This is a genomic window from Chroococcidiopsis sp. TS-821 (assembly GCF_002939305.1).
Lineage (GTDB): Bacteria > Cyanobacteriota > Cyanobacteriia > Cyanobacteriales > Chroococcidiopsidaceae > Chroogloeocystis.
In genome coordinates this window covers 397743-421047 of record NZ_MVDI01000002.1, presented here as the reverse complement: position 1 = coordinate 421047, position 23305 = coordinate 397743, and the positions used below count along the sequence as shown (strand labels likewise).

17 protein-coding genes are annotated in these 23305 nt (G+C 43.8%); 9 read left to right on the top strand and 8 right to left on the bottom strand.

Translation table 11 applies throughout. The features are described from left to right. Positions 1-24: 24 nt before the first annotated feature. The 4 genes from ureG to B1A85_RS09495 all read left to right on the top strand — a co-directional run bounded on the left by ureG (position 25) and on the right by B1A85_RS09495 (position 6765). Complete coding sequence (gene ureG / locus B1A85_RS09510) at positions 25-627, top strand: urease accessory protein UreG (RefSeq protein WP_104546660.1); 603 nt, start codon at positions 25-27, stop codon at positions 625-627. Continuing rightward, a complete protein-coding gene (locus tag B1A85_RS09505; protein ID WP_104546659.1) occupies positions 621-4205 on the top strand; it encodes a response regulator in 3585 nt (1194 codons plus the stop codon). The genes ureG and B1A85_RS09505 overlap by 7 nt, the downstream gene beginning before the upstream one ends. Positions 4206-4209: 4 nt before the next feature. Continuing rightward, a complete protein-coding gene (locus tag B1A85_RS09500) occupies positions 4210-5028 on the top strand; it encodes a protein-glutamate O-methyltransferase CheR (protein ID WP_104546658.1) in 819 nt (272 codons plus the stop codon). A 159-nt stretch (positions 5029-5187) separates the two neighbouring features. After that, a complete protein-coding gene (locus B1A85_RS09495) occupies positions 5188-6765 on the top strand; it encodes an ATP-binding protein (RefSeq protein WP_104546657.1) in 1578 nt (525 codons plus the stop codon). Positions 6766-6819: 54 nt separating this feature from the next. On the opposite strand, the gene B1A85_RS09490 is transcribed toward B1A85_RS09495, so the two are convergent. From B1A85_RS09490 to B1A85_RS09480, 3 genes are all read right to left on the bottom strand, one after another. Further along, a complete protein-coding gene (locus B1A85_RS09490; protein ID WP_104546656.1) occupies positions 6820-8265 on the bottom strand; it encodes a sugar transferase in 1446 nt (481 codons plus the stop codon). A gap of 747 nt (positions 8266-9012) precedes the next feature. After that, positions 9013-11418: a putative PEP-binding protein gene (locus B1A85_RS09485; RefSeq protein ID WP_104546655.1), complete on the bottom strand. Its 2406-nt coding sequence runs from the start codon at positions 11416-11418 to the stop codon at positions 9013-9015. Positions 11419-11422: 4 nt separating this feature from the next. After that, a complete protein-coding gene (locus B1A85_RS09480; RefSeq protein WP_104546654.1) occupies positions 11423-13648 on the bottom strand; it encodes a CHASE domain-containing protein in 2226 nt (741 codons plus the stop codon). A 313-nt stretch (positions 13649-13961) separates the two neighbouring features. On the opposite strand from B1A85_RS09480, the gene B1A85_RS09475 reads away from it, so the two are divergent. Then, entirely contained in the window at positions 13962-14429 is a 468-nt protein-coding gene (locus tag B1A85_RS09475; RefSeq protein WP_104546842.1) for an MgtC/SapB family protein, read from the top strand. A 116-nt stretch (positions 14430-14545) separates the two neighbouring features. Here B1A85_RS09475 and recF read toward each other — a convergent pair whose 3' ends face one another. Beyond that, positions 14546-15658, bottom strand: a complete 1113-nt coding sequence (gene recF, locus B1A85_RS09470; protein WP_104546653.1) for a DNA replication/repair protein RecF — start codon at positions 15656-15658, stop codon at positions 14546-14548. Positions 15659-15797: 139 nt separating this feature from the next. After that, on the bottom strand, positions 15798-18611 hold the full coding sequence (locus tag B1A85_RS09465; RefSeq protein ID WP_104546652.1) for a cation-translocating P-type ATPase: 2814 nt from the start codon (positions 18609-18611) through the stop codon (positions 15798-15800). 399 nt (positions 18612-19010) lie between these two features. Between B1A85_RS09465 and B1A85_RS09460 the strand changes: the two genes are divergently transcribed. The 3 genes from B1A85_RS09460 to rpsU all read left to right on the top strand — a co-directional run bounded on the left by B1A85_RS09460 (position 19011) and on the right by rpsU (position 21656). Beyond that, a complete protein-coding gene (locus tag B1A85_RS09460; protein WP_104546651.1) occupies positions 19011-20666 on the top strand; it encodes a transglutaminase family protein in 1656 nt (551 codons plus the stop codon). 301 nt (positions 20667-20967) lie between these two features. Continuing rightward, positions 20968-21279 carry an RNA-binding protein gene (locus B1A85_RS09455; protein WP_104546650.1) on the top strand — a complete coding sequence of 104 codons (312 nt, stop codon included), beginning with the start codon at positions 20968-20970 and terminating at the stop codon, positions 21277-21279. A gap of 197 nt (positions 21280-21476) precedes the next feature. Then, positions 21477-21656, top strand: a complete 180-nt coding sequence (rpsU, locus tag B1A85_RS09450; protein WP_015188793.1) for a 30S ribosomal protein S21 — start codon at positions 21477-21479, stop codon at positions 21654-21656. A 136-nt stretch (positions 21657-21792) separates the two neighbouring features. Here the strand turns inward: rpsU and pth are convergent, their stop codons facing one another. The 3 genes from pth to psbH all read right to left on the bottom strand — a co-directional run bounded on the left by pth (position 21793) and on the right by psbH (position 23056). Further along, entirely contained in the window at positions 21793-22428 is a 636-nt protein-coding gene (gene pth, locus B1A85_RS09445) for an aminoacyl-tRNA hydrolase (RefSeq protein WP_104546649.1), read from the bottom strand. 35 nt (positions 22429-22463) lie between these two features. After that, positions 22464-22736, bottom strand: coding sequence for a TatA/E family twin arginine-targeting protein translocase (locus B1A85_RS09440; protein ID WP_104546648.1), 273 nt, complete (start codon positions 22734-22736; stop codon positions 22464-22466). Positions 22737-22846: 110 nt separating this feature from the next. Further along, the gene (psbH, locus tag B1A85_RS09435) at positions 22847-23056 is read right to left on the bottom strand and encodes a photosystem II reaction center phosphoprotein PsbH (RefSeq protein WP_104546647.1); all 210 of its coding nucleotides are present in this window, start codon (positions 23054-23056) and stop codon (positions 22847-22849) included. Between the two features lie 86 nt (positions 23057-23142). Here psbH and psbN point away from each other — a divergent pair, with 86 nt between their 5' ends. Beyond that, positions 23143-23274 (top strand): photosystem II reaction center protein PsbN, encoded by a 132-nt coding sequence (gene psbN / locus B1A85_RS09430; protein WP_015188789.1) that lies wholly within the window; start codon positions 23143-23145, stop codon positions 23272-23274. The last annotated feature ends 31 nt before the right edge of the window (positions 23275-23305 follow it).

Below are 23305 nucleotides of genomic sequence, written 5' to 3'. Positions count from 1 at the left end.
TCTGATAACTGCTAATCGCTAATTATGAGTGCGTTTCGAGTAGGTGTCGCAGGTCCTGTCGGGTCGGGGAAAACGGCGTTGGTTGATGCGTTGTGTAAAGCAATGCGCGAACAGTATCATCTAGCGGTAGTGACCAATGATATTTATACGCAGGAAGATGCCCAATATTTGGTACGTTCTCAAGCGCTGAGTAGCGATCGCATTTTAGGTGTGGAAACTGGAGGATGTCCGCACACGGCAATTCGCGAAGATGCTTCAATGAATTTAGCTGCGATTGAACAACTCGAACAGCGCTTTGGCGATCTTGATTTAGTTTTTCTCGAAAGCGGCGGTGATAATTTAGCTGCTACCTTTAGCCCCGAATTAGTTGATTTAACGATTTACGTCATCGATGTTGCTGCTGGCGATAAAATTCCGCGCAAAGGTGGTCCAGGAATTACTAAGTCAGATTTATTAATCATTAATAAAATTGATTTAGCACCTTTAGTCGGAGCCGATCTTAATATTATGGAACGCGATGCTAAGCGAATGCGAGGCAATAAACCTTTTGTTTTTACAAACTTAAAAACTCACGAGGGACTCGCAACAGTCATTGATTTCGTGCGAATGAATTGTGAGGAATGTTGAATAACTTTAAAATAGGGACAAAAATTGGGGCGAGTTTTGCTTTGGCATTAATAATGCTAAGCACAATTGGCATAGTTTCTTATCGCAATACAGTACAGCTGATCGATACGGCACGTAGAGAAAATCATAGCTACCGAGTTATTACAGAGTTAGAAGATCTCAGTTCAAGAATTAAAGATGCCGAAACTGGACAAAGAGGCTATATTCTGACAGGCGATACACGCTACCTTGAGCCTTATAATGCAGCAATGGCAGTGATAGACCAAAACCTTAACGCTCTGCGTCAACTCACATCAGATAATCCCAGCCAACAAAGTAGAATTGCTGTTTTGGAACCGTTAGTTAATCGCAGAATAGCACTGATTCAACAAACACTAACCCTACAAAAAACGCAAGGTTTTGAAGCAGCACGGCAAGTTATCCTGACTGGTGAAGGCAAAGATTTGATGGATCGCATTCGCGCGATCTTAGCCGATATGGAGGTAGAAGAACGCGAATTATTACAGCAGCGATCGCAACTAGCCACAGCCGCAACGCAACAAACAATTTACACTATCCTTTTTGGTGTTCCCCTCGCTTTTGGCACGTTAATTTTAATCGCTTATTTTCTGAGCAAAAATATCTCACAACCTCTCGCCGAAGTTTCTACAGTGGCGACAAAACTAGCCGCAGGAGATTTATTTGTTAGTGTTCCTGAACAAAATCGCCAAGATGAAGTTGGCGTCTTAACTCGGACATTTAATCAGATGATTGCGAGTTTACGCACAACAACGATAAAAAATAATGAGCAAGCATGGCTGAAGTCGAACTTAGCAAAGTTTGCGCTCATGCTTCAAGGTCAAAGAAATACCAAGAAAGTTGCTGAATCTGTTTTAGCTGAATTGGTTCCATTAGTAAATGCCCAACAAGGTGTTTTCTACGTGATGGATACTCACGATGAAAAACCAGTTCTGCGACTTTTAAGCAGCTATGCACATCAAGAACAGATACCACAAAAATTTCAATTAGGCGAAGGTTTAATCGGACAATGTGCCTTAACACAGCAAAAAATCATAACTGAAGTACCAAGTCACTATCTGCGAATTCGTTCAGGTTTAGGTGAAGCAACACCGCAAACGATTATTGTTTTACCGATAGTATTCAATTCCCAAGTTAGCGCCGTTATTGAACTTGCATCATTACAACGCTTTAGCGAACTGCAAGTGACATTTTTAGAGCAAGCAAGTGATAACTTAGCGATTGTTCTCAATACGATCGCTTCTGACGCGCGCACGCAGCAACTACTACAGCAAGCACAGGCTTTAACGACTGAACTGCAAGCGCAGCAAGAAGAACTGCGAAACAGCAATTACCGCCTCGAACAACAGCAAGAAGAATTACAGCAGACAAATGAAGAACTGCAGCAACTCAACGCAGAACTTGAAGAAAAAGCCGAATTACTAGCGGCGCGAAACCAAGAAGTAGAACAAAAAAACCAAGAAGTTGACCGCGCCCGACAGTCTTTAGAGGAAAAAGCTGCCGAATTAGAGCGAATTTCGCAATATAAATCGCAGTTTCTCGCGAATATGTCCCACGAACTGAGGACACCGCTCAACAGTTTATTAATTTTAGCGAAACTACTTGCGGATAATACAGCAGGCAACTTAACCGAAAAACAAGTTGAATACAGCCGCACGATTTATGCTTCGGGAAAAGACTTACTCGGACTGATTAACGACATTCTCGATCTTGCCAAAATTGAGTCGGGAACGATGTCAGTTGATGTCAATCCGCTGACGTTAACCGACTTGCGTGTCAACATTGAGCGGACATTTCAGCAAGTGGCGCAAGACAAAGGGTTAGAGTTTAGCGTCGAGGTGGATCGCGATCGCCTACCTGACGTTATCTATACCGATGGTAAACGCTTACAACAAGTTTTAAAAAATCTGTTGGCGAATGCTTTTAAATTTACTGAACAAGGAAAAGTTAGCTTTAAGATTGATATCGCAACAGAAGGATGGAACCCCGAACAAGAATCGCTAAATCGTGCGGATGCAGTGTTAGCTTTTGCAGTAGAAGATACCGGAATTGGTATTGCACCAGATAAGCACGAATTAATTTTTGCAGCGTTTCAACAAGCCGACGGTACAACAAACCGTAAATACGGCGGTACTGGCTTAGGCTTATCAATTAGCCGCGAAATCGCCCGACTTCTTGGCGGAGATATTCAGCTTGTTAGTCGTTTGGGCGAAGGTAGTACGTTCACGCTGTATCTACCGCTTAACGATCCAGAAATCAGAAGTCAGCGATCGGAGGTTAGGGAAAAACAAAAAAATGAACAAGAGAGAAAAATTCCTCGCGCCTTCCTGCAAGACGATCGCAACGAAATTCAACAAGGCGATCGCGCGCTGTTAATCGTTGAAGACGATCTCAACTTTGCCCGCGTATTACTCGATATGGCGCAACAACACGGGTTCAAGGTTCTTTTAGCACAAAATGCCAACGATGGACTGTTACTCGCCCAGCAGTATCAACCAAATGGCATTATGGTCGATATCAACTTACCGGCTCTTGATAGTAGTGCCTTATTAGAGCGTCTCCAGCAGCATCCTAAAACGCAACGCATTCCCGTACATACAATTGCGGGACGCGAACATTTTACCTACAGTTTGTCTCCTGGAGCGATCGCTTATCTACAAAAGCCGGTTAACAGTGAAGCTTTAGCGAAAGTTCTTGCTGATATTAAAGAAATCGCCGCCCATCAAGTCAAAAATCTCCTCATCATTGAAGATAACGCCGCGCAGCGTCAAAATATTGCCGAGTTGATGGAAAACAAAGATGTTGAAGTGATGGCTGTGGGTACGGGCGCAGAAGCCTTAGTCGCACTGCAACAACAGCGTTTTGATTGCCTAATCCTCGATCTAGGGCTACCCGACATGAGCGGGTTTGAACTCATTCAAGCGATTAAACAGCAGGATAATAGCGAGATCCCTATCATTGTCTATACGGGTATCGAACTTACGCGCCAAGAAGAAACTGAACTCAAACGCATTGCCCAAGCGATTGTTATTAAGGATCAACCTCAAGGAAGCGATTTGCAACTTGGTGTTTCCCTAGAACGATTATTAGATGAAACCGCGTTATTTTTGCACCGCGTGCAAGCCACTTTACCTGCACCTAAACCTCACGAACCACCAACACAGCGCGATAGCCTGCTAACAGGAAAACGCGTTTTGATTGTTGATGACGATGTACGCAATATTTTTGCACTCACAAGCGTGTTAGAGCGCTATCAAATGCAAGTTTTATTTGCAGAAAATGGTAAAGAAGCAATTGCCCTGTTAGAACAAACCCCAAATATAGATATTGTGCTCATGGATGTGATGATGCCAGAGATGAACGGTTATGAGGCAATGCAGGCAATTCGCGCCAAACAACAGTTTCAGTCTCTACCCATCATTGCGCTGACGGCGAAAGCGATGATCGGCGATCGCGAAAAATGTATCGCTGCGGGTGCATCAGATTACATTACTAAGCCCGTAGATATTGAGCAACTGCTATCGCTGATGCGAGTTTGGTTGTATCAACGAACCAACTAGCAATATGAACGAACTTGAAGATATTGAAATTCAGCTATTGCTAGAAGGTATATTTCAATACTACGGTTTTGACTTTCGCCGTTACGCTCCTGTTGCGATCAAGCGCCGCATTCAGAATATTTTATATTTAGAAAAGTTAGCCAATGTCTCAGCGCTGCAAGAAAAAGTTTTGCACGATCGCGCTTTTTTCGAGCAATTTCTTGGCTACATGACAGTCAATGTTACTGCAATGTTCAGAGACCCTAGCTTTTATCTCAGCTTCAGACAAAAGGTCGTACCTCTACTCAAAACTTATCCGTTTATACGCATTTGGTGCGCGGGGTGTTCCACTGGTGAAGAGGTATATTCACTAGCAATTTTGCTGCATGAAGAAAACTTATATCATCGTTGTCGCATTTATGCAACAGACATGAATGAGACAGTATTAAGAACTGCCAAAGCCGGAATTTTTCCGCTGCGACTGATGCAAGAATATACTCAGTATTATTTTCAAGCAGGAGGTCAACAATCATTTTCTGAGTATTACACCGCAGCCTACGACCAGGCGATTTTCCGTGCCTTTCTCAAAGAAAACATTGTCTTTTCGCAACATAATCTGGTGTGCGATCGCTCGTTCAATGAATTTAATGCAATTTTGTGCCGCAATGTCCTTATTTACTTTAATCAATCGCTACAGCAGCAAGTTCACAAGCTTTTTTATGAAAGTTTGTGCTTATTTGGCGTTTTAGGCTTAGGAAAGCAAGAAACACTCCCTTTGAGTCAGCGAGAAAGATACTATAAACAAATAGCAGGACGCGAACGCCTTTACCAAAAAATCAGTTAGTAGCGTTTCAGGTCATCATTTGCTAAAAAAAGATCATTGTCAAGTGAGAGTTTATTCATAATATCTATTTGATTGCGAAGGTAAGTAAAAGCGACTAGTAACTAGCGATCAACCACTAATTACTCTTCATCCCCTAAATTGTCTATTCAAGGTGAAGCAATGCCATCAGAACCGAAAGTCAACATTCTTATGGTAGATGACCATCCAGAGAATCTCTTGGCGCTGGAGGCTATTTTAGAAGGATTGGGGCAAAACCTTGTCAAAGCACATTCGGGGATGGAAGCGCTGCGTTGCTTATTAAATCAAGATTTTGCTGTCATTTTGCTCGACGTGCAAATGCCTGATATGGATGGCTTTGAAACCGCTACACTCATCCGTCAACGGGCGCGATCGCAACTAACACCCATTATTTTCCTGACAGCTTTTAGCACGAGCGATACGCTACAAATGCGGGGTTATTCGCTAGGGGCAGTAGATTATTTATTTAAACCGATTCAACCAGAAATCTTAACTTCCAAAGTTTCTGTTTTTGTCGAACTTTACCAGAAAACCGCGCAAATTGAAAGACAAGCTGCCGAACTTAAAAAAAGTGAAGAACGCTTTCGGCGCTTAAGTGCAAATTCTCCGGTAGGCATTTTTTTAATTGATCCCGCCGGAAAATGTACGTATATGAACTCGCGGTGTCAAGCGATTTGTGGGTGTACCCTAGAGCAAATTAGCGAAAATTGGTGGCAAATCATTCATCTTGAAGAACGCGATCGCATCTTTAGTGAATGGTCGGCGTGTTTTCAGCGCGGACAAGAATACTCAAACGAGTTTCGCATTCAAACACAACAAGATATCGTACGCTGGGTACATTTGCGCTCGTCACCGATGCTTGATGACAAAGGCGATGTGATTGGTTATGTTGGAACTTTAGAAGACATCAGCGATCGCAAGCAAGCAGAAGAAGAACGCAGTAAACTGATTTACGAGCAAGCTGCACGCGCCGAAGCTGAAGCCGCAAACCGCATGAAGGATGAGTTTCTCGCAGTTCTATCGCACGAACTACGTACCCCTTTAAACTCGATTCTTGGTTGGGCGAGACTTTTACGCACGCGCAAGTTTGACGAAAAAACAATTGCCAAAGCCTTAGAAACAATCGAACGCAACGCCAAATCGCAAGCCCAACTCATCGAAGATATCTTGGATATTTCGCGGATTATTCAAGGTAAACTGCGGTTGCATCTTTGTCCAGTGCATTTAATACCAATTGTTGAGGCTGCAGTCAACGCGGTACGCCCAGCTGCTGAGGCGAAAGCAATTCAACTTGAAACGTATTTCGACACCACTGGCAATCTTGTCTGTGCCGATCCTGAACGTTTACAACAAGTTATCTGGAATTTACTCACGAATGCAATTAAGTTTACACCCGAACGCGGTATCGTTGCGGTACGTGTAGAAGCGGTTGACGCCGCGCATATGCAGATTCACGTACAAGATACTGGTATTGGCATTAGCCCTGATTTTCTTCCCTATGTCTTTGACACTTTTCGCCAAGGCGATAGCACCACAACGCGCAGTCACGGCGGGCTTGGTTTAGGATTGGGCATTGTCCGTCATTTAGTAGAACTACATCACGGCACAGTTGCAGTTTATAGCGCTGGTGAAGGGCAAGGGACAACTTTTACGGTAACGCTACCTGTATTAGAAAAAATTCCGGGGACGGCATTAGAAACTTTACCCTCACTTTCTTAAAAAAAGCTAGCCGTGTTGCGACTAGCTGGAGGTTATGCATAGAGACACATCAAGTTAGTAGGCGCCTTTTTTACCCACAATCACCATGACGGTTTGCAGCAAGATTTGCATGTCTAACCATAATGACCAATTTTCCATGTAAGTGACGTCGAGGCGGATTACCTGTTCAAAATCCGTAATATCTGATCTACCAGAAACTTGCCACAATCCTGAAATTCCTGGTAAAACTTCCTGGCGAATAAAATGATGTTCCGAAAACTTTTCGACGTCTCTCACTGGTAACGGACGCGGACCTACCAAACTCATCTCGCCAAACATCACATTAAACAGTTGCGGTAACTCATCTAAGCTGTAACGGCGGAGAAACTTACCCACACGCGTAATTCGAGGATCGTCCTTAATCTTGAAGAGAATTCCGTCTTTATTGACGTTTTTGGCTTCGAGTTCTTTTTGCAATTTCTCTGCATTGACAACCATCGTCCGGAACTTCCATACCTTAAATGGCTTACCATGCAAGCCAATGCGAGTTTGCTTGTAGAAGATAGGACCTGGAGAGTCAATTTTAATCAGTAACGCAATTAAGAGATACAGCGGTGAAGCGAGTAAAACAAAGCTTGTGGCACAGATAAAATCAAAGCAACGCTTCATCAAAAAGTCACTACCAGTAATTAATGGAGGAGACAGCTTGAGTGCTGGTAATCCACCTACCATCTTGAGTTCTAGATTTCTTTGAATTCCTTCTAAATCAACATCAATTGGCAAAATATGTAGCGTAATTCCAGCATTCCTTAGTTTCCAGTAAAGAAACATCCGACTTTTAATCGATGCCCACGAACAAACAAAGACTTCGGATACGCCTAAACTGCATATTTGCTCGATCGTCGCGTCGAGGCGATCTTTATCTGCTACCAAAGCACTCACATCAGCCCAGCCTAAAACTTTGTAGCAATTTTCTCGCGCAAGCAATCGATTCGCTTTCTCTCGATCTTCTGGGCGCGAAATGATAAAGGTACGATAACAAACCGCTCCTTGCTTGCGTACGTATTCTACAGTGCTATCAAAGGCAAAACGAGCAACAAACGTTAGCGATATACTAAATACCCACGACAAAACAAAAGTAGAACGCGAAACAAAGCCATTTGGTTGATAGAAAAATGCTGCGAGTAACAAGAGTAGGTGCGCGATCGTCAGCGCCTTGACAAGATTGAAGTAATCTCGTCGCTCTTGCCTTGCATCATACAGTTTTTTAGCTGCGATTAACCCAATTTCAGTTGCTATGATTGGCAAAATCGAGAACGGATTGTAAGCCGTGTTCCAGGGAGAATCGAGTGGGGTGCCAAGCTTTTCTGCCAAGTGCCATGCTGTGTATAACATAGCGGCATCAAGTGACATCAATGATATGACACGCAGCCACCTGACACCTGTGCCTCTGCGAAATCTCGTGAATACGGGAGCGCGGAGATCTAATTTGTTAATTGATAAGGAAGTCGTAGACGTCATTAGCTGCACCTCCACCCTAGAACCTGGGAAAATCTTTTGTTGTCACCATTACATCAAGAACTTTGTTTAACTTACGGCTTCCCTAGTAATAATTCGGAATATTCATCACTACAAGGTACACTTTTTTACACATAATATTTAATTCATTTTGAGAACGTTGTGCAATAAACAGTTACTGATTGTGTGAGGGTTTACCGAGACATGGACTGAATCCTGGAAAATAAGTTCCTTGCTTTATTAACTTTTATGTAGGAGTAAGATTGCTAAAGTTTACAATAACATCGAGTTTTTGCCTCTATTTAGCAGCATTTCTGATACTTTGGTTAATTTTAGTAAACATATTAGCTCGATTTTATGCTTCTCGCTACATTTACGGAGTCTATATTTGTTATCGATAAGCGCTGCAATGACGAAAGAAACATGACTTTAGTTACCAGGAAGGAGTAAAAACAGTGTGTATTGCAAGTCACACTTCACAGAAACTTTAACAAATAGCCGCGCAAAGGACGATAATTTCTAGCAATCTTTACATACTCTTCACATACAAGTGTCAGTAATCTGTAGACTTCCTAGCTATCTCTTTGTACTTCTACTCATATTCGTCCGCTTTCTTAAAGACAACTACATCAAAAAAAGTTCAAAAAAAACTTTTTGGCACCTTCCTTAAGAGAGAGCTTTTAATTTAACTTGCAGTTAGCTGATTTGGCTATAGGTGAAAGAATGTGAAATTAAGCAATTTACTTTTTTTTAATATTCCAGATTTTCTGGCGGTAATTCTGTAGCAAACTTGCTAATTTCTGGCTGTAATTGATGACGCGCACTCTTTACAAGTAAGCGTTGTTCGGCGCGAACGATCGCCTGATACGTCACTTCTACTGCATCGGCTTCTACTGAGATTGCTGTAATCCCCCAGTCCACCAAAGAATCGATTAATTCGGGATACAAAACAGGTGCTTGACCGCAGATCGCGCAAGGAATGCCTGCTTGTTTCGCTTGTTGAATAATTTGGGCAATCGCGCGCATGACTACAGGGTGGCGGGCGTCAAAAGTTGCTAAATGCTCAAAATCGCGATCGACTCCTAGTAGTAACTGCGTTAAATCATTGGTACCAATCGAAACACCTTGAACTCCAGCTGCAACGTATTCTGGAAGCAAAAACAACACCGATGGTACCTCTGCCATAATCCACAGTTGAAACTGCGGAGATTGAGTTAATCCGACTCGCTCAACTCGCTGCCGACAAAAGACAAATTCTTCTACCGTCCGCATAAACGGTAGTAACAAGTGAATATTATCGTAACCTGCTTGTCGTACACCTGCTAAAGCGGTCAGTTCTAAATCAAACAGCGTGGGGTCTTGCAAATAACTCACGATGCTATGATAGCCGGAGGTAGAATCGATTTGACCTGTCGATATCGCTGGATGAGAAAGTACTTGAAACTCAGGCGATCGCCAATCGAGCGCGCGGTAAAACACTGGTTTTGGTGCAAAGGCGCGGGCAAACTGCGCAATGCGTTCTTGCCAAAGTTCGAGTAATTCTTGCTGGCGCTGCGGCAACCATCCGAGTATCGATTGTCCCTTTAGCATATTCAATACCATCAGCTCAGACCGTAACAAGCCTAAGCCATCCACTGGTAGATTTTGTACTTTATCTAAGAGATGATGCTGGCTTAAGTTGAGGAAAATTTGAGTCGCGATTGGTACAGTATAATTTGTTACAGATTTATTGACTTGTCTGCGAATTGCTTGAGAACGGTTATTTGGTACGAGAAGGCGAGGCGTTGTCATCAAGTGCGATCGCGTTTGATACCCTCTTAAACGATGAATTTCTCCCTGATTGCCATCAAGATCGATTAAATCATTGGTTTGCAGGATTTGAGTTGCTTTGGCTACATTGACAACGGCAGGAATTCCCAGTTCTCTAGCTAAAATCGCACTATGTGAAGTTAAGCCACCGCGCTCAGTAATAAAGCCCGCAGCGTGTTGTAGTAAGGGTAACCACTCGGGTGCGATCGCGGTTGTGACGACAATAACTCCTGGTGGTAAGTGCGGTGTCTTTTGAAGATCGCAAACAACGTACGCAGGCGCAATCGAGCGTCCTGGGGCAGCGGCTAGCCCTTGCAGCAATGCGGAAGATGGTGCAGGCATTATTTGAGCGTGGGTTTCTCCTGCAACCAGAGAATCGCGGCATTGCGCGATCGCTAACTGCGGCTCAATGCCTTCGCCTTCTATTTCTAACGCCCACTCGCAAATTGTTGCGGAATTGGTGATACGAATCAGTTCCTGTCCTAGATGAATTAATCGCTGTAAATCTTGTTGCAAGACATATCGTTGCTGTTGTTCGGTGTTGAGTAGATAGACTTGTAAGTCATTCTGGTTGTTAAAAGATGTATGACGTATAAATCCTGCAGGTACGGGTAGGTGAGCAACACCATAAGCAATCGTTTTGTATCCCAGCTTTTGCGATCGCACTATTCCCGATTTTGGATCTACCAAGTAAAAATCAGGAATTACCTCACCACGAGCGATTGCTAGCCCTAATCCATAACTTGCTTGAATTTCTAATTTGTCAGTTTGACAGTTGAGTGTTCCAGAAGCGATCGCATTGTGTAATGGTTGCACGAGGATAGCCACATCAAGTTGTTGTAAATCAATACCAACCCGCTGCCAATAAAATAAATTTCTCGCACTCAATAACTGACTCCAAGTGCGTAGCAAAGCTTGGGCGATCGCTGTAGGATGATGAGTACTTACTTGCGATTCCAAAACATTTTGTAAGTTTTGCGGTGTTCCTGCTGGTAAAATGAGATCCGGATGCCAAATGAGTGTCGTCCAGTGCTGCGCGGCTGTCGCGATTGTGTGGCTTAAATCAATAACTAACGATGCTTGCGCGACGAGCGCTTGACGTAATTTTTGTGCTACTTGTTGTAGCTGCTGCCAATCATCGACGTTGAGGTGAAGATAAGCATCTAGTAGAGTATCAGTTGAACTTAAAAGCTGTGCTAACAACGTTCGCCATACTTGGCTCGATACGACAAAACCTAGTTTGACTGGATAGCCGCGTTGGCGCCATTGGCTCAGTTGTAATGCTCGATTGCCTACTAAAGTACGCTGCGAAGGTTGAATTTGCTCCAGCCAGTGTATCTCTTCCACATTTTTAACGTATGATTCGCTTTGGCGATCGCGTTTGACTGCGCGACATCAGATCTTCGGTTGCGACATTTTGAATGTTCCACAGTGGAAGTTTCACAATAAAAGTCGCTCCGCGTCCAAATCCAGCACTCTGAGCCTCAACAGTGCCACCGTGTAATTCTACCAGTTGACGTACGATCGCCAGTCCCAGTCCTAAACCGCTGCTTGAGCGAGTTGTCGCCCTTTCGGCTTGGCGAAAGCGATCGAAGACATGCGGTAGAAACTCAGGGCTAATTCCAATCCCTGTGTCGCTAACTTGAATTTCAATATAACGATCGACACAATTCAGTTTAACTTCAACTTGACCGCCTTCAGGAGTAAATTTCACCGCATTTGATAACAGATTCCAAACAATTTGTTGTAGGCGATCGCTGTCACCCCAAACTAAACCAACATCCTCAGAAGTAGTAGTTTTGATTTGAATTTCTTTTGTTGCTGCTGCTGGTTGTACAGTATTAATCGCAGCTTCTATGACACGGGCTACATCCACAGGACGCATTTGTAGATGTAACTGACCGCGCATCAAACGCGAAGTATCTAAGAGATCTTCAACAAGTTGCGTTTGAATTTTCGCATTGCGTTCGATCACTTCTAGTGCTTTCGCCGTTTTTGCTTCATCAAACTGACGACTCCGCAATAATTGTACCCAACCAAGCATGGCATTTAATGGCGTGCGTAGTTCGTGCGATACGACTGCTAAAAAGTCATCTTTCAGGCGATTTGCTTCGGTGAGTTCTTCAGCTTGGCGGCGTAAAGCAACTTCTAACTGCTTGCGTTCGGTCAGATCGAGGACAAAAGCAATACAAGTATCTTGACTGCCTTCGATAATTGCACCGCCGAGTAGAACCGGAATGCGCTGACCATCTTTGCGGATATATTCTTTTTCAAAAAGACGACAAGCGCCAGATGTTCTAATTTCCTGACTTGCCACCTGATCTAAATGCTGATATTCAGCTGGTGTCAAATCGTCCCACCGCAATCCTGCTTTGAGGTCATCTTTGTCGTATCCCACCATGCGTAAAAACGCATTATTAGCTTCCAGGATTTTACCGTCTAAATCAGCCGTAATAATACCGATAATATCCGCTGCAACTAAGCAGCGAAAACGCGATTCACTCGTCCGCAGTGCAGCTTGCGATTCGTGCATTTGGGCAACTGCGTTTTGGGCTATCGTTTTAGCACGAGCTTGCGATCGCGTCAATCCAAATAATACTAGACTAATTGCGACTCCTCCGAAGAAGATGTACGGTACTGAACCAGCCTCGGAAGCACTAGCAAACTCAGGGCGTGTTGTAAAAACTAAACTCCAGGTACGTCCGGCGATATCAATAGTCGTTGTTTTTGTGAAGCGCGGTTGATTGTTAGTATTGTCTGGATGCGAACGATGCAGTAAATTTTGCGGCGCAATTGCAGTGCCATCATATACCGCAAAATCTACGTAGGAATATTTATCTTTACTAACTATACCATGCAGTAAGTCATCTGCCCTAAATGGACTGTAAACAAATCCTAGTAATGCATCTTGTCTTTGCGCGACTGTTTTCGGGTTTGAATTGTTTCTGTAAACAGGGAAGTAGATTAAAAATCCTGCTTGTTTGTGACGGTCAATTTCTTGAACAAGCGTGACTTTTCCCGATGCTGCAGCGTTACCTGTATCTCTTGCCCGTTCCATTGCCGCACGGCGAACTTTTTCTGTAAACATATCGAACCCAATTGCGGCTTGATTTCTGCGGTCTAGCGGTTCGAGGTAAATAATTGAATGGTATTCGCTACGCTCGTATTCTGGACGAATTGTTAGCTGTACGCCTTGTTGACGCAATTCGGCAATCAGGGCATCTTTTTGTGCCGCTGACACTCTTACACTAAACCCGATACCTTGAATTCCTGGATAGCGATCGCGAAGTTGCAACTGATTTACATAAGCACGAAAATCGGCACGAGTCACCGCATCGCTTGCTGCAAATAAACCACTTCCGCTACGTAGCAGCGAAATATAGGTATCTAGGCGATTTTGGATATCATCTTTGGTACGCTCAACGGCATTGTCAAAGCGCAATTGGTCTTTGGTTCTTGCAGTGAGTGCTACGTAGTAAGTTGCCATTCCAGTTAGTAGTAAGGTCACTACTAATACAAAATAAGGAATCCAAGTGCGACGTGGTTGGTGTAGATTCGAGGGTAAGTCCGGTTCCATGAAACGTTTGAATCGCGCAAAAGCCTATTTAAGTAGAATTACTTATAAGTCGCACTCGCGAGCAACTGCGATTAAGTTACCAATGGCTTTATAAACTTTTTATAGTATCTATAGTATTCCTTCTGAGCAGATTAGTTAATTTGTGCCATAGCTTAGCCCTCAAAAAATCAGGATTTACAAACTAACACATAAATTCTGCGATCGCGTACCCCTACGATTCAAGCTTCGCCTATCGGCATAGCTCTTTAGTGATATAGAGGTAATTTACTGCTAGATATAAATTAAATTTGTGAGCGTTGGAGTGAAAAAAACTTTGACAAGTATTTACTATGTTTCTCCGAGCGACTTAGGAAGTGTTGTTTTCAGAATATGTATTGCACTCGTTGTGGGAGCAATCATTGGCTTAGAACGCGAACTTAGCAAAAAACCAGCCGGTTTAAGAACTCATATGCTCGTCAGCTTTGGTTCGGCTATATTCGTACTCATTCCACTACAAATGGGTATGACTTCAGAAAGTCCTGATGCTCTCAGCCGCGTGATTCAAGGTATTGCTGCTGGTATAGGATTCCTCGGTGCAGGTGAGATTCTGCGTGCAACGCGCGATCGCAATCGTGATGGCGAACTTGCAGATATTCGCGGGTTAACTTCAGCAGCAGCGATTTGGGTGTCGGCGGCTTTAGGTGTTGTCGCTGGATGTGGATTATGGCAGCTAGCGCTAATTAGTGCAGTACTCGCTTTACTCGTTCTCAGTTTATTTAAGCAAATTAAACGCAGAATTTAATAGAGATGCTTGGTTGTAAAAACAAAGTCCACGACTTAGGACTATATTAAGTAATCTAATACTATTGCTCCCCTGCGCCTCTGCTTTTGAAGCCTCTGTGCTTCCTCACCTTAGTTCTATGCGATCTGTCCTGATTCAACGTGCAGAATTTGAGAGGCTTTGAGCCATTGAGCATCAAACGAGCCTAAATGTGTCGTTGTAATCAACGTTTGAAAGCGCTCTTGAATGGCATCGAGTAATTGATTTTGGCGGTGAAGGTCGAGTTCAGCTAAGACATCATCGAGTAAGAGTAAGGGGGACTCGCCAACTACTTGTTCAATCAGTTTGAGTTCTGCAAGTTTGAGCGCGAGAACTAAAGTTCGTTGCTGTCCTTGAGAGCCATAGGCGCGCGCGGGTGTTTGGTTAATTGTTAACTCAATTTCATCGCGGTGGGGACCTACCAAAGTTGTCCCTTGATGCTGTTCGGCGATCGCTCTTGTCGCAATTTTTTCTACAAAAGCTTGCTGTAATCCTTCTGATTCGTCTTCCCAAACGACATTAGGTGTATATTTCACCTGTAACACTTCAGTACTACCACTAATACTTTCGTGCCAATTAGCCGCAACCGGAGCTAAAAGAGCAATTGCCCGCGATCGCCTTCTAATCACTCGCACACCGGCGTTGACTAATTGCTCGTTCCAAACTGCCAATTCTTCTAAATTCTGATTGCCAGCTTCTGCACTTTGAATTTTTTTTAACAAAGCATTTCGCTGGCGTAACACTTGGTTATACTGCTGCAAAATATGCGCATAGACAGGCTCTAGCTGAATTAACAATGTATCTAACCAATTGCGGCGCTGATCGGGTCCGCCACGCACTAAATCGAGGTCGAGACTAGAAAATTGGACGGCATTCAGCGTGCCCAAAAAGTCCATTTGTCGCCTGATATTTTCACTGTTGAGCGCAATTGTTCGTCTACCATTGCGCCGCAGCGTTAACGACAAGTCAGCGATACCTGTTTGGCGTTCTAATGTTGCGCTAATTCTGGCAATCAATTCTCCGTCGCGAATCAAATCGCGATCGCGCGGACTGCGATGCGATCGCAATGTTGCTAGCAGTTCTACCGCTTCTAATAAATTTGACTTGCCTTGCGCGTTATTACCCACCAAAATCGTTTTTGGCGCCAAAAAATCAACCCACTGCTCTTGATAGTTGCGAAATTGTTGTAAATGTAGTGTTTTTAGGTACATAGTCATTCAGGAAGCAGAGGGGTAGAGAGTGCAGGGGAAATCACTACGAGCTTTTATAGTGTCCTCACGCTATTGACTGGGGCTAGTTTCTCTTTCATTAATTAGCTCGAACTTGCCACTAGCTACTAGCCACTTACTCCTAGTGTCTTTTTACAATCCGAAAGAACAGCTTTTCTAATTCGACCCATACAAATAGTAAGGTACTAAAACCAAAGCAAATTGCCAGTTCCAATGGACTGAGCCAAAAAGTATCAAAAAATGCTCTTAGTGGTGGCACATACACGAGCATCAGTTGCAAAATCGCTGTGACGATAACAGCTGCAAGCAAGTAACGGTTCGAGAAAAGATTTAATTCGATGGTCAATCTGGTGTTAGAACGAACGGCTATTGCATGACCCATCTGTGCTAAACACAAGGTAGTAAATACCATTGTTCTCCACGTTCTAGGATCGCGAGGATATTCAGGGGTATGCGTCTGGTAGTAAGCCCATACCATCAAAGTAATCGAGATGATTGCAAAGATAATGCCAATGCGCACCATGTAAAATCCTAGCCCGCGGGCAAAAATACTTTCTCGCGGACTAAACGGAGGGCGTTTCATCACATCTGGTTCAGCAGGTTCGACGGCTAAAGCAAGCGCGGGTAAACCATCTGTTACTAAATTCATCCACAAAATTTGTAATGGACTTAGTGGTACGCCACCTAAACCAATTAGTGGTGCAGCGGCAATGGTTAAAACTTCACCGATGTTACTGCCAAGAATGTATTTAATAAATCGGCGAATATTAGTATAAACAACTCGACCTTCTTCGGTGGCGGCGACAATGGTTGCAAAGTTATCGTCAAGTAGTACCATGTCGCTTGCTTCTTTACTGACATCGGTACCAGTAATTCCCATCGCGATGCCGATATCGGCTTGTTTCAATGCAGGTGCATCGTTGACGCCATCACCTGTCATCGCCACAAACCTACCGCGTTTTTGTAGCGCTTGGACAATGCGTAATTTATGTTCTGGGGAAACTCGCGCGTAAATGCTGACAAGATCGACTTGTTGTTCGAGTTCAGGTTGGCTTATATGTTCTAGTTCTTGACCTGTGAGGACGCGATCGCCCAACTGGGCAATTCCTAAATCAGCAGCGATCGCCTGTGCGGTTAATTGGTGATCTCCAGTAATCATCACCGGACGAATTCCCGCCTCGCGACACCGCGCCACAGCTTCGCGGACTTCAGGGCGTGGAGCATCGAGCATTCCGACTAATCCTAGCCAAACGAGTTCGCGCTCGGATGTGTCTTCAGAGCCTTCGTCGGGTAATGTGGCAAGTGGCTTGTAGGCAAAACCCAGCACTCTTAATCCTTTACCTGCCATAGCATTATTTTGCGCCAGAATTTCTTGCCGTTGGGCTTCGGTGAGTGGTATCGCGCGATCGCCGCGATGAACTTGAGTACAGCGCGCTAACGTTAATTCGGGCGAACCTTTAGTAAACATTAAATAAGGTGTAGTATTACCCAGCCCCATTGCATCTTGTGCTTCGTGCTTAGTACTGCAAATAACGCTCATGCGCTTGCGTTCCGAAGAAAAGGGAAACTCTGCCACGCGCGGTAATCGTGCTTCCCATTGGTCTTTTTCGATACCTGCCTTACCCGCAAGTGATAGCAGTGCGCCTTCGGTGGGATCTCCTAAAATAATCCACTGCGATTGCTCTTGCTGTAAAACGGCATCATTACATAAAACGCACGCGACAAGCAAAGCATGAACTTCAGGATATTCGGCAACTTCGATGTTTTGATTATCTAGCAGAAACTGCCCCCGAGGAGTATAACCTTCGCCAGTGACTTGGAAGTATTTGTCATTAGTGTAAAGTGCTTGCACCACCATCTTATTTTGGGTCAAGGTGCCTGTTTTATCCGAACAAATTGTCGTGACACTGCCTAAAGTTTCGACGGCTGGTAGTTTGCGAATCAATGCATTGCGGCGTACCATGCGCTGCGTTCCGAGTGCCAAAGTAACAGTAATGACAGCAGGTAGACCTTCGGGTACGACAGCAACTGCCATACTTAATGAAACTTCCAGCAATTCGTTAAAGTTACTAAAGTTAAGATTTGCCAGGTCAAAATTACTGTTTTGCAGAACCCCACCTGCAACTACTAAAGCAACTAAAACTAGCGAACCACCAACTAGCACATTCCCTAAGTGCGACATCCGTTGCTGTAAAGGCGTAGGTTCATTTTCTACTGACTGAATCATTGCGGCTATGCGCCCAAGTTCAGTCTGCATTCCTGTCGCCGTAACGATTGCCTTGGCGCGTCCTTGGACAACTTCAGTGCCTTGAAATACCATGTTGAGGCGATCGCCAATGCCAGTATCTTCCTGAAGTTGAATATCGGCTTGTTTTTCCACCGCTTGGGCTTCTCCGGTCAGCGCGGCTTCGCGGACTTGTAAGTTTTGTTCTTCAATCAAGCGTCCATCGGCGGCTAGCTGCACGCCTGCTTCCAAGAGCATAATATCTCCTGGGACAAGTTCTTTGGCTTCGACTTCAACAATTCTGCCGTCACGCATCACACGCACTAATGGCGCGGAAAGACGCTTAAGCGCCGCTAAGGCTTTCTCAGCACGACTTTCTTGCAAGTAGCCAAGAATACCATTGAGGACAACAATTAAACCAATTGCGATCGCGTCTTTAGGAAATTCATTATCCTGCAAGTCCAAGAATGCTGATATAATTGCCACCACGATCAGCATCACGAGCATGATATTTTTGAACTGATCGAGAAAAATTACCCAGGAACTGCGACCGCCCGTGTCTTTCAGTTCATTGAGTCCGTATTTTTGCAAGCGTTGTTTAACTTCTTCTGAGGTTAAACCTGTACGATCGCTCGCTAATAGCTGTAAAGTCTTCTCAACATCCAAGGCATGCCATACAGGTGTTGACTCAGGCAGAGAATGTGCAGACATGAAATAGCTCTCGGCAAAGGAGTATAGACATTAATCATAGATTAGCTACTACCTGTGAGCTATATGTATACTGACTTATCTACAAGGCTTTACTCTAGACTTAGTTCTTTGGCAAGACGCGTGGGATTGCGATCGCAAGCTAATCTGGGTGAACTAATTGCAAATTCATGCTTTGAGTCAAGGGTAAAAATCAATGTAAAGTCAAACTAGTCATTAATAAGAAAATTACTCCTTTAATTTGGAGTGTTCCTACTAAACAGTCAGAATTTCTGCTACGCATTTAGCATTAAACTGAGTTCTGTATAGCATCAATACAGGCTGGAGTTTCATGGGGTGTCTTCTCAAATTTTTGTAAAGTAAAGCGTCCAGACATTCGGTAAAGGCTTATTTATTGTGTCTATGACTTCCGCTACACCCACTTCTTCTAGCAACCTACGGCGTACCATCCGACCAATCGGTGCTGCTGCCTTGCATGGCATTGCGTTTGTTGACAGTAAACTTATTGCTATCGATCCGGTCAAAGGACACTTACTACAAATCGATCCTACCAACGACAACACAACGATCGTCAATCCCCACGCGACTTCCGAATTTGTTGATGTCACAGGAATAGCTTTGTGGAAGGATACACTTTGGTTGACGCGCGAAGATACAGTGTATTTTTGCCACTTCAATGATTTTAAGTTACAAGAGTTTGTGACTTTACCTTATCCTGCAAATGGCGTTGCGGTGTGGGAATCAACCGTCTATGTAACGTGTCAAAAAATTGGCTATATTTTGATCTTTGACCGCGAAACAAAACGTCAAATTACGCAGTTTTATGCGCCAGGCGTTGGGGTAGAAAATATTACCGTTCGCGATGAAGAATTGTGGGTTTGCGATACAACCGAACAAAGTGTTTACTGCCTAGAACGCGCCACGGGAGACATCAAGTTTAGCGTGTTGACTCCGTTTGCGTCTCCTACAGGTTTAGCATTTTATCCTCATCAAGGTGGAGAAACGCTGTATGTTGCGTATGCTGATGAAGAAGCCTACATCCGCGATAACCCTAATGCCGAGCCATCGCATGAATTAACGTATCGCGATCGCACGTTTGTCCATCCTTTGGATTATTACTACAATCCCAGCGAACACTACGCGCTGTCAAACGGCTACTTGCTAGAGATGATTTATGCGGAGGAAATTGCTCCGTTAGAAGATGTTTATGCTTTAAAGCAAGTTGAGTGGCGCATCGCTCTACCCGCAGAAACCGATCGTCAAAAAGTCAAACACGTCGAGTCGATTGGTTTACCTTTCACCGAGGAAGTTGTCGAAGGACAGCGCGTTGCTGTCTTCAAGTTTGATAGACTTGAACCGAGTGAAAGACATATCTTTGGTTGGAGAGCACTCATCGAGGTACGCGGTATCAAATATCGTCTTACTCCCAGAGACGTTGAAAATCTTCCCAACTTATCACCAGAATTTCAGTCGCGGTACTTGGTAGATGATGATGAGTTAGCGATGGATCAGCTCATTGTTCGTCGAGCAGCTAAAGAAGCTGTTGGTACCGAAACGAATCTTTTGCGTAAAGCTTACAAAATTCGTAACTATGTTTACGATGAATTATCCTACGGTATTAAACCGCATATCGATACGCCCGATGTTGTTTTAGACCGCGGTATTGGTTCGTGCGGTGAATATGTTGGTGTTTTACTGGCGCTGTTGCGGCTTAATGGTATTGCCTGTCGTACAATTGGTCGCTACAAGTGTCCTCCTTATGCCGAACAACGAGGCGTTCCCTTGCAACCAGACTTTAATCACGTTTGGTTAGAATTTTACGTACCAGGGTTAGATAAATGGTTGCCTATGGAGTCTAACCCTGATGATGTGGTAGAAAATGGACCTTATCCTTCGCGCTTTTTTATGGGCTTAGCTTGGTATCACATCGAAATTGGTAAAGGCATACCGTTTGAGACGATAACAAGTAAAGGCTTACCACTCGCAGAAATTTCGCTGGGTGATATTGCCATCAATCACATCCGCTTTACAATTTTTGAAGAATTGCCACCGCTATAAAATGTAGCAGCAGACGTTGAAAAAATAGAGTTGATAATCGATTTAGGGGAAATCAGGGTATTCTGAAGCTCCAAAAGCGTTGCTAAAATGAGTTTTTATTCCTGACTCTGCTACATTGTAAATTTGAATTGCTCTGACGCGTTATTCCATACCCCTCTCGCTAAATTTTGTGTTAAATTAGCAGCCGTGAGTCAGATTCGGTTGAAAGCTTTGTTTTTGCTACAGAACATTTTTTCTGGGTTGACGAGCATATCTCCGAAACTGGAGCTTTACTAACGAAATTGATTTTTGGAGATATTGCATGTCGATCTACGTAGGTAATTTATCCTACCAAGTTACCCAAGAAGATATCCTTGCAGTTTTTGGAGAGTACGGCAACGTCAAACAAGTTCAAGTTCCCACCGATCGCGAAACAGGTCGTCCGCGTGGTTTTTGTTTTGTAGAAATGTCTTCTGAAGCCGAAGAAACCGCAGCGATTGATGCTTTAGATGGCGCTGAATGGATGGGACGTAGCTTAAAAGTTAACAAAGCTAAGCCGCGTGAAGACAAAGGCAATCGTTATCGTGACAATCGTGGCGGTAGTAACGGTAAGTTCTCGCGAGGACGTTATTAAGTAAGAGCGAGCGAGGGGCTAGTGGTTAGTGATGGGTGGCTAGTGAATAGTTACTAGTTTCGAGAAATTTCTTAACTCCTCTGCTTTCCTGCTTCCTCTGCTCTATAACTGACCTCTAAGCTATGTTTAAGCTGTACTTTTAGATCGACCTAAAGCCGCATTACAATTAGATTAGTTGTATTCAGAAAGGAGCAATAATGACCCAAGTGGTTCTAGGAGAAAATGAAGGTATTGATTCAGCTTTGCGGCGATTTAAGCGCCAAGTTTCAAAAGCTGGCATTCTCGCAGATGTGAAATATCATCGGCATTTTGAAACACCGCAAGAAAAGCGCAAGCGTAAAGCAGTTGCAGCGCGGCGGAAGAGACGTTTTAGATAAGATGTTTTGTTACCAGTTGTGCTTGATCTCGTTGAGTTCGGCAAGCCACTGGAAGAACATCAAAAGAATTCATGAATGTAAGTGAAAAGAGTGGACTTTGCGATTGCAAAGTCTGCTTTTGCTTTTGTTGAGTCAGTTAGAAATCTTGAGTTGCAACTAAATCAACTGTATTGTAGCGATTCATTGCTTTTTCGACTCCCTGCTTTAAACACAGTTCAACACACTCAACGACTAAGGGTAAAAGTTTAGTGACAACTTGATTTTCTGAGGGAGAGAATCGCCCTAAAACGTGCGAAATCGTATTACCGTTATCAGCAACTTTTTGTGGCTTACCAATGCCAATCCGCAGACGGGGAAAATTTTGCGTACCAAGGTGCGCGATCGCGCTTTTCATGCCATTATGTCCTCCCGCCGAACCGGATAAACGCAACCGGATTTTTCCGACAGGTAAATCCATATCATCGTAAATCACTAAGATTGACTCAGGAGGCAGTTTAAACCAATCAGTAACCGCACGAATTGCCTGTCCTGAATTATTCATGTAAGTCAAGGGCTTAAGTAAGCGAATTTTTTCATGATTTGGGCTGACGCCTTCGCCAAATTCTCCCTGAAACTTACGATTTTCTGATAGGGGTATTTTCCAGGAACGTGCTAAAGCATCTACCGCCGCAAAGCCGATGTTATGTCGAGTTTGTTCGTATTTCGGTTCTGGATTTCCCAATCCGACAATCAGTTGCGGAATAACCACTGATTGTGGAGTCGCTTTGGTCATGACTAGCTTGTTTCTCTTTGACTCAGATCCCAAGCTTAACTTTGTGGCGACGAAGTTGTATTGTTTTCTGAAGCTTCAGCCGCTGCGATTTGCTTGGGTTCCAATTGTGCGGTTGTCTGAACTGCTTGTTCAATTTGTTCAGCTTCGCGCTTGAATTCCTGCTCAAATTCTTTAGAAGCCTCTTGAAAACTGCGGACTGCTTTTCCCATACTGCGACCGATCTCTGGTAGTTTCTTAGGACCAAAGATTAACAGCGCCACAATCATGATGACAGCCATTTCTGGTAAACCGATTCCAAAAATATTCACGCTTTTGTTCTCCTTGAGTCACTAACTACCTATTCTCCAGTATAAAACTTCATAAAAAAACCCGGTCGAACCGGGATAAATCATTGCTTCCCGCTTGATGAGAAGCGGAATTAACCGCCCATGTTTGTCCAATCTGGAGAAATGTCTGGTCTTTCAAAGAGTAGAGAAGAGTTGTAGATTTGCAGAATAATCAGCAAGAATACAAAAAATAACAACATAAATACTGCCATAAGTGGCGTCGTTCCCCACCCACGGGTCACTTTACCATATTCAGAATTCAAGGGTTTGAGAATATCTCCCAACCAAGTCCGTTGTGCCATGAGTCACCTTAAGATTCGTTACAACAGCATTTTTTAATCTTCTGTAATATTCTATAGGAATAGGACTCATAATTTTAATCTAGCCCATGGAACCCGCAACAGTTCTTAGCATTTCTCTTGCCGCCATTGTTATCGCGATTACAGCATTGTCGATCTATACCTCATTTGGTCCTCCTTCTAAGGAGTTGAGCGATCCTTTTGAAGACCATGAGGATTAAGACTTTGGCGTAAAGTACAAAAAGCTATTGT

Excerpts from the sequence above, each read along its gene's own strand:
- B1A85_RS09460 (WP_104546651.1), top strand. The coding sequence starts at position 19,011 with ATGACTTCCGCTACACCCACTTCTTCTAGCAACCTACGGCGTACCATC.
- B1A85_RS09455 (WP_104546650.1), top strand. The coding sequence starts at position 20,968 with ATGTCGATCTACGTAGGTAATTTATCCTACCAAGTTACCCAAGAAGAT.
- psbN (WP_015188789.1), top strand. The coding sequence starts at position 23,143 with ATGGAACCCGCAACAGTTCTTAGCATTTCTCTTGCCGCCATTGTTATC.
- B1A85_RS09490 (WP_104546656.1), bottom strand. The coding sequence starts at position 8,265 with ATGACGTCTACGACTTCCTTATCAATTAACAAATTAGATCTCCGCGCT.
- recF (WP_104546653.1), bottom strand. The coding sequence starts at position 15,658 with ATGTACCTAAAAACACTACATTTACAACAATTTCGCAACTATCAAGAG.
- rpsU (WP_015188793.1), top strand. The coding sequence starts at position 21,477 with ATGACCCAAGTGGTTCTAGGAGAAAATGAAGGTATTGATTCAGCTTTG.
- B1A85_RS09505 (WP_104546659.1), top strand. The coding sequence starts at position 621 with ATGTTGAATAACTTTAAAATAGGGACAAAAATTGGGGCGAGTTTTGCT.
- pth (WP_104546649.1), bottom strand. The coding sequence starts at position 22,428 with ATGACCAAAGCGACTCCACAATCAGTGGTTATTCCGCAACTGATTGTC.
- B1A85_RS09480 (WP_104546654.1), bottom strand. The coding sequence starts at position 13,648 with ATGGAACCGGACTTACCCTCGAATCTACACCAACCACGTCGCACTTGG.
- ureG (WP_104546660.1), top strand. The coding sequence starts at position 25 with ATGAGTGCGTTTCGAGTAGGTGTCGCAGGTCCTGTCGGGTCGGGGAAA.
- B1A85_RS09500 (WP_104546658.1), top strand. The coding sequence starts at position 4,210 with ATGAACGAACTTGAAGATATTGAAATTCAGCTATTGCTAGAAGGTATA.
- psbH (WP_104546647.1), bottom strand. The coding sequence starts at position 23,056 with ATGGCACAACGGACTTGGTTGGGAGATATTCTCAAACCCTTGAATTCT.
- B1A85_RS09465 (WP_104546652.1), bottom strand. The coding sequence starts at position 18,611 with ATGTCTGCACATTCTCTGCCTGAGTCAACACCTGTATGGCATGCCTTG.
- B1A85_RS09495 (WP_104546657.1), top strand. The coding sequence starts at position 5,188 with ATGCCATCAGAACCGAAAGTCAACATTCTTATGGTAGATGACCATCCA.